Here is a 4,150-nt window from a genome sequence, read left to right as displayed (position 1 = left end):
GGCGCGGCAGTTTGGGCAGATGCGCGAAGATGTCCGCGGCCTTGGTCGTCGCCTTGTTGGCCGCCTGGCCGAGGGAGCGGCTGAGGTTGGCGGGAACCGGAACCTCGAGGCTCCGCCCCGTCACCGCATGCGCGGGTTCCTGCGGGGCGACGACGGCGGCTGCCACCGCGGGCGACACCGGCCCCGCCTCGGCGGCGGGCAGGACATCGACCCCGAACCCGATGATCCAGTCGGCCACATGCTGCAGCGGCCCGGTCTGCAGCGAGTAGTAGCGCTTCTGGCCCTGGGCGCGCATGGACACGAGTCCGGCTTCGCGCAGCACCTTCAGGTGCTTGGAGACGGTCGGCTGGCTCACCTCCAGCTCTTCGACCAGTTCGCCAACCGCCTTGTCGCCGTCACGGAGCGACCCGAGTATGTCCCGGCGGGTACCTTCGGCAATCACTGCAAAGACATCATCGATGGCCATTGCATTACCCTAACCGCATATATGCTCCGGGGCACACCCCCGGCGTTGGTCCCGGCGCCGGGCAGGGCAGAATCTCGATACCGGGTTCGGTGGACGACTGCGTCTGGCGCGGCCGCCCGGCCAGGGTCTGCCGCCCCATCCGCTGGGGGCTTGGCGAACCCAGTAACGGCCTAGTCGAACCAGGGATCGAGCCCGTGGTAGGGGAAAATTTCCTTGCGGGTGGCCATCACGGTGCGGTCCACGCCGTCGTTGGGGTCATAGCCGACCTCCCACGAGCGCCACCACAGGTCGGCGTCGTCGCCCATGTACAGCGGTGCCTGCTGGCCGTACCGCACCTCGACGTAGTCATGCCAGGACTGCGGCACCTCGCTGTGCAACGGAATGGCCCGGCCGGAAACAATGGCGAGCATGTGCGTCCAGGACCGCGGCACCACATTGAAGACGTCGTAGCCGCCGCCGCCCGTAGCGATCCAGCGGTCGCCGCAGACCTCGCGCGCCAGGTCGGCCGTGTCCAGCATCATTTGCCGCTGGGCGTCCACGCTCAGCCGGAGGCTGCTCAGCAGGTCGCGGGCATGGTTGTCGCAGCCGTGCTGGCTGACGATCACTTCGGGGGCGAAGGCCCTGACCAGCTGCGGCACCACCGCGTGGAAGGCCCGCAGGAAGGCCGCGTCGCCGGAGCGGGGCGGCATGGCGACGTTGACGGAACTGCCCGGTGCCTCCGGGCCCCCGCTCTCGTTCGCGAAGCCCGTCCCCGGGAACAGGTGGGTGCCGGTTTCATGCAGGGAGATGGTCAGCACCCGCGGGTCGTTGTAGAAGATCGACTGGACGCCGTCGCCGTGGTGCGCGTCGACGTCGACGTACGCGACCCTCTGCACGCCGTTATCCAGCAGGTGCTGGATGGCCAGGGCGCAGTCGTTGTAGATGCAGAACCCGCTGGCCTTGCCGCGCGCGGCGTGATGCATGCCGCCGGCGAAGTTCACCGCATGCAGCGCCGAGCCGTCCAGGATCGCGGCCGCGGACTGCAGCGAGGCCCCGGCGATTCGGGCGCTGGCGGTGTGCATGCCTGGAAACACCGGATCGTCTTCGGTGCCCAGGCCGCGCTCGTCGTCGATGGCGTCCGGGTCTTCGCTGACCGCCTTCACCGCGGCCACGTAGGCCGGGTCGTGCACGGTCTGCAGCGCCGCGTCACCGGCGATTTCGGCTGCGGCCAACGTGACGTTCGGGCGGTGGAAGATGGCGAATTCGTCAGCCAGCCTGGCCGTCAGGTCCAGCCGGATCGGGGACATGGGATGATGCGCGCCGAAATTGTAGGCCAAGACGGATTCACTCCACACCGCCAGAGTGGGAACCGCGGGAACTGGGGTCGCTGACATCACAGACAGGCTACGCGAAAGCACCGGTGCACGCGCATTCTTCCCGCGCCCCGTGCGATCAATTGATGATTTACTACTGCAAGGAGCAAGTCAGCGATTTCGGAGCCGGACAGAAGCGATCGGGATGACCAGACAGCAGCCGTCATGGCTAGCCGGGCGGGAACACGAACGATTCTCGCTTTTGCGCACGCTCCGCGACTTCGTGGACAGCGTTGCCAACAGTTCCCCGGCACGGCTGGCGCTGATCGTCTACGTGGCGGTGATCCTGGTCTTCACCGGGCTGCTGTCCTTGCCCGCCGCGGCCCGGGACGGGGTCATCACGCCGCTGCACGACGCCTTCTTCACGGCAGTCTCGGCGGTCTGCGTCACGGGCTTGACCGTGGTGTCCACCGCCGGCCACTGGACCTTCCTCGGCCAGGCCGTGATCCTGCTGGGCATCTTCATCGGCGGCCTGGGCACGCTGACGCTGGCCTCGCTGCTGGCGCTCATGGTGAGCAAGCGGCTGGGCGTGCGCGGCAAGCTGATCGCCCAGTCCGCCATGAGCAACGCGGGCCGCCTGGGCGAGGTCGGCGCGCTGCTGCGGATCGTGATCACCACCTCGGTGATCATCGAGGTGGTGCTCGCCCTGGTGCTGATCCCCCGTTTCCTGATGCTCGGCGAATCCTTTCCCCAGGCCGCCTGGCACGGCATCTTCTATGCCATCTCGGCGTTCAACAATGCGGGGTTCACCCCGCACTCCGATGGCCTGGTCCCCTACGAGACCGATGAGTGGATCCTGCTGCCGCTGATGGTCGGCGGTTTCCTGGGCAGCCTCGGGTTCCCGGTGGTCATGGTGCTTCTGGAGCGCGGTTGGCGCTTCAGCAAATGGAACCTGCACACCAAGCTCACGGTCGAGGTGTCCCTGATCCTGCTGGTGGTAGGCGCCCTGGTCTGGGGCGCCATGGAGTGGAGTAACCCGGAGACCCTGGGCGGCATGAGCACCTGGGACAAGGTCCTGCACGCAACGTTCGCGTCCGTGATGACCCGCTCGCTCGGCTTCAACCTGGTGGACATGAACGACATCGAGCCGTCCACCATGCTCTTTTCCGATGCCCTGATGTTCGCCGGCGGCGGTTCCGCCTCGACCGCGGGCGGCATCAAGGTCACGACCATCGCGATCGTGTTCCTGGCCATCGCAGCCGAGGCCCGCGGCGACCGGGACGTGAAGGTCCATGGCCGGACCATCCCCGAAGGCGCCATGCGGGTGGCCATCTCGGTGATCGTCATGGGTGCCACGTTGGTGGCCTTCGCCGCCGGCCTGCTGCTGGCCCTCACCGGCGAAAGCCTGGACCGAGTGCTGTTCGAGGTCATTTCCGCGTTCGCCACCGTCGGGCTGAGCACCAACCTGAGCGCCGAGCTGCCGCCCGAGGGCAAATATGTGCTCTGCGCCCTGATGTTCGCCGGCCGCGTCGGCACCATTACGTTGGCCGCCGCCCTGGCGCTGCGCGAGCGCCGCCAGCTGTTCCACTACCCTGAAGAGAGGCCCATCATTGGCTGACAAGTCCGCATCGAACAGACGTCCCGCCCACAACGCCCCCGTGCTGGTGGTCGGTCTGGGCCGCTTCGGTTCCTCGACCGCGGAACAACTGGTCAAGCAGGGCCGCGAGGTGCTGGCGATCGAACGTGATCCGGCCCTGGTGCAGAAGTGGTCGGGGCAGTTGACCCACGTGGTGGAGGCCGACGCCACGAACATCGACGCGCTGCGCCAACTGGGCGCCCAGGAGTTCAGCTCCGCCGTCGTCGGTGTCGGCACCTCGATCGAGTCCTCGGTGCTGATCACCGTGAACCTGGTGGACCTGGGCATCGAGCACCTCTGGGTCAAGGCCATCACACCGTCGCACGGCAAGATCCTCTCGCGCATCGGCGCCAACCATGTCATCTACCCGGAGGCCGACGCCGGCCGCCGCGCCGCGCACCTGGTGGGCGGCCGGATGCTGGACTTCATCGAGTTCGACGACGGTTTCGCCATCGTCAAGATGTACCCGCCGAAGGAGACCCAGGGCTTCACGCTGGGTGAGTCGCAGGTGCGCTCCAGGTACGGCGTCACGGTGGTGGGCGTGAAGTCGCCCGGCGAAGACTTCACCTATGCGCGGCCCGAAACCAAGGTCTCCAGCCGCGACATGCTGATCGTCTCCGGGCACGTGGACCTGCTGGAGCGTTTCGCGGCCCGCCCGTAGGGGGGCCGCCCGTAGCGGGGCAGCCCGCAAGTCCAGCGGACCCAGGCCGCCTTAGGGCTCAGGCCAGCTCGCGCGACAGTTCGGCCGCCCGTTCG

General features: G+C 67.7%; 4 protein-coding genes. 2 read left to right on the top strand and 2 right to left on the bottom strand.

All coding sequences use genetic code 11. The features are described 5' to 3' along the window. Both AC5RUJ_RS12140 and AC5RUJ_RS12135 read right to left on the bottom strand, forming a co-directional pair. Window positions 1-466, bottom strand: a 466-nt coding sequence (locus AC5RUJ_RS12140; RefSeq protein WP_494155912.1) for an ArsR/SmtB family transcription factor, incomplete at its 3' end; no start/stop codon positions are given. A gap of 170 nt (window positions 467-636) precedes the next feature. Next, window positions 637-1,839, bottom strand: a complete 1,203-nt coding sequence (locus AC5RUJ_RS12135; protein ID WP_494025358.1) for an acetoin utilization protein AcuC — start codon at window positions 1,837-1,839, stop codon at window positions 637-639. Window positions 1,840-1,963: 124 nt separating this feature from the next. Here AC5RUJ_RS12135 and AC5RUJ_RS12130 point away from each other — a divergent pair, with 124 nt between their 5' ends. Next, window positions 1,964-3,376 (top strand): TrkH family potassium uptake protein, encoded by a 1,413-nt coding sequence (locus AC5RUJ_RS12130; RefSeq protein WP_494000638.1) that lies wholly within the window; start codon window positions 1,964-1,966, stop codon window positions 3,374-3,376. Window positions 3,377-3,416: 40 nt separating this feature from the next. After that, complete coding sequence (locus AC5RUJ_RS12125; RefSeq protein ID WP_494001300.1) at window positions 3,417-4,055, top strand: potassium channel family protein; 639 nt, start codon at window positions 3,417-3,419, stop codon at window positions 4,053-4,055. Window positions 4,056-4,150: the final 95 nt, after the last annotated feature.

The organism is Arthrobacter sp. Y3223164 (assembly GCF_059091005.1).
The sequence above is the reverse complement of the archived record's forward strand: the minus strand, read 5'-3'. Positions and strand labels throughout refer to the sequence as shown.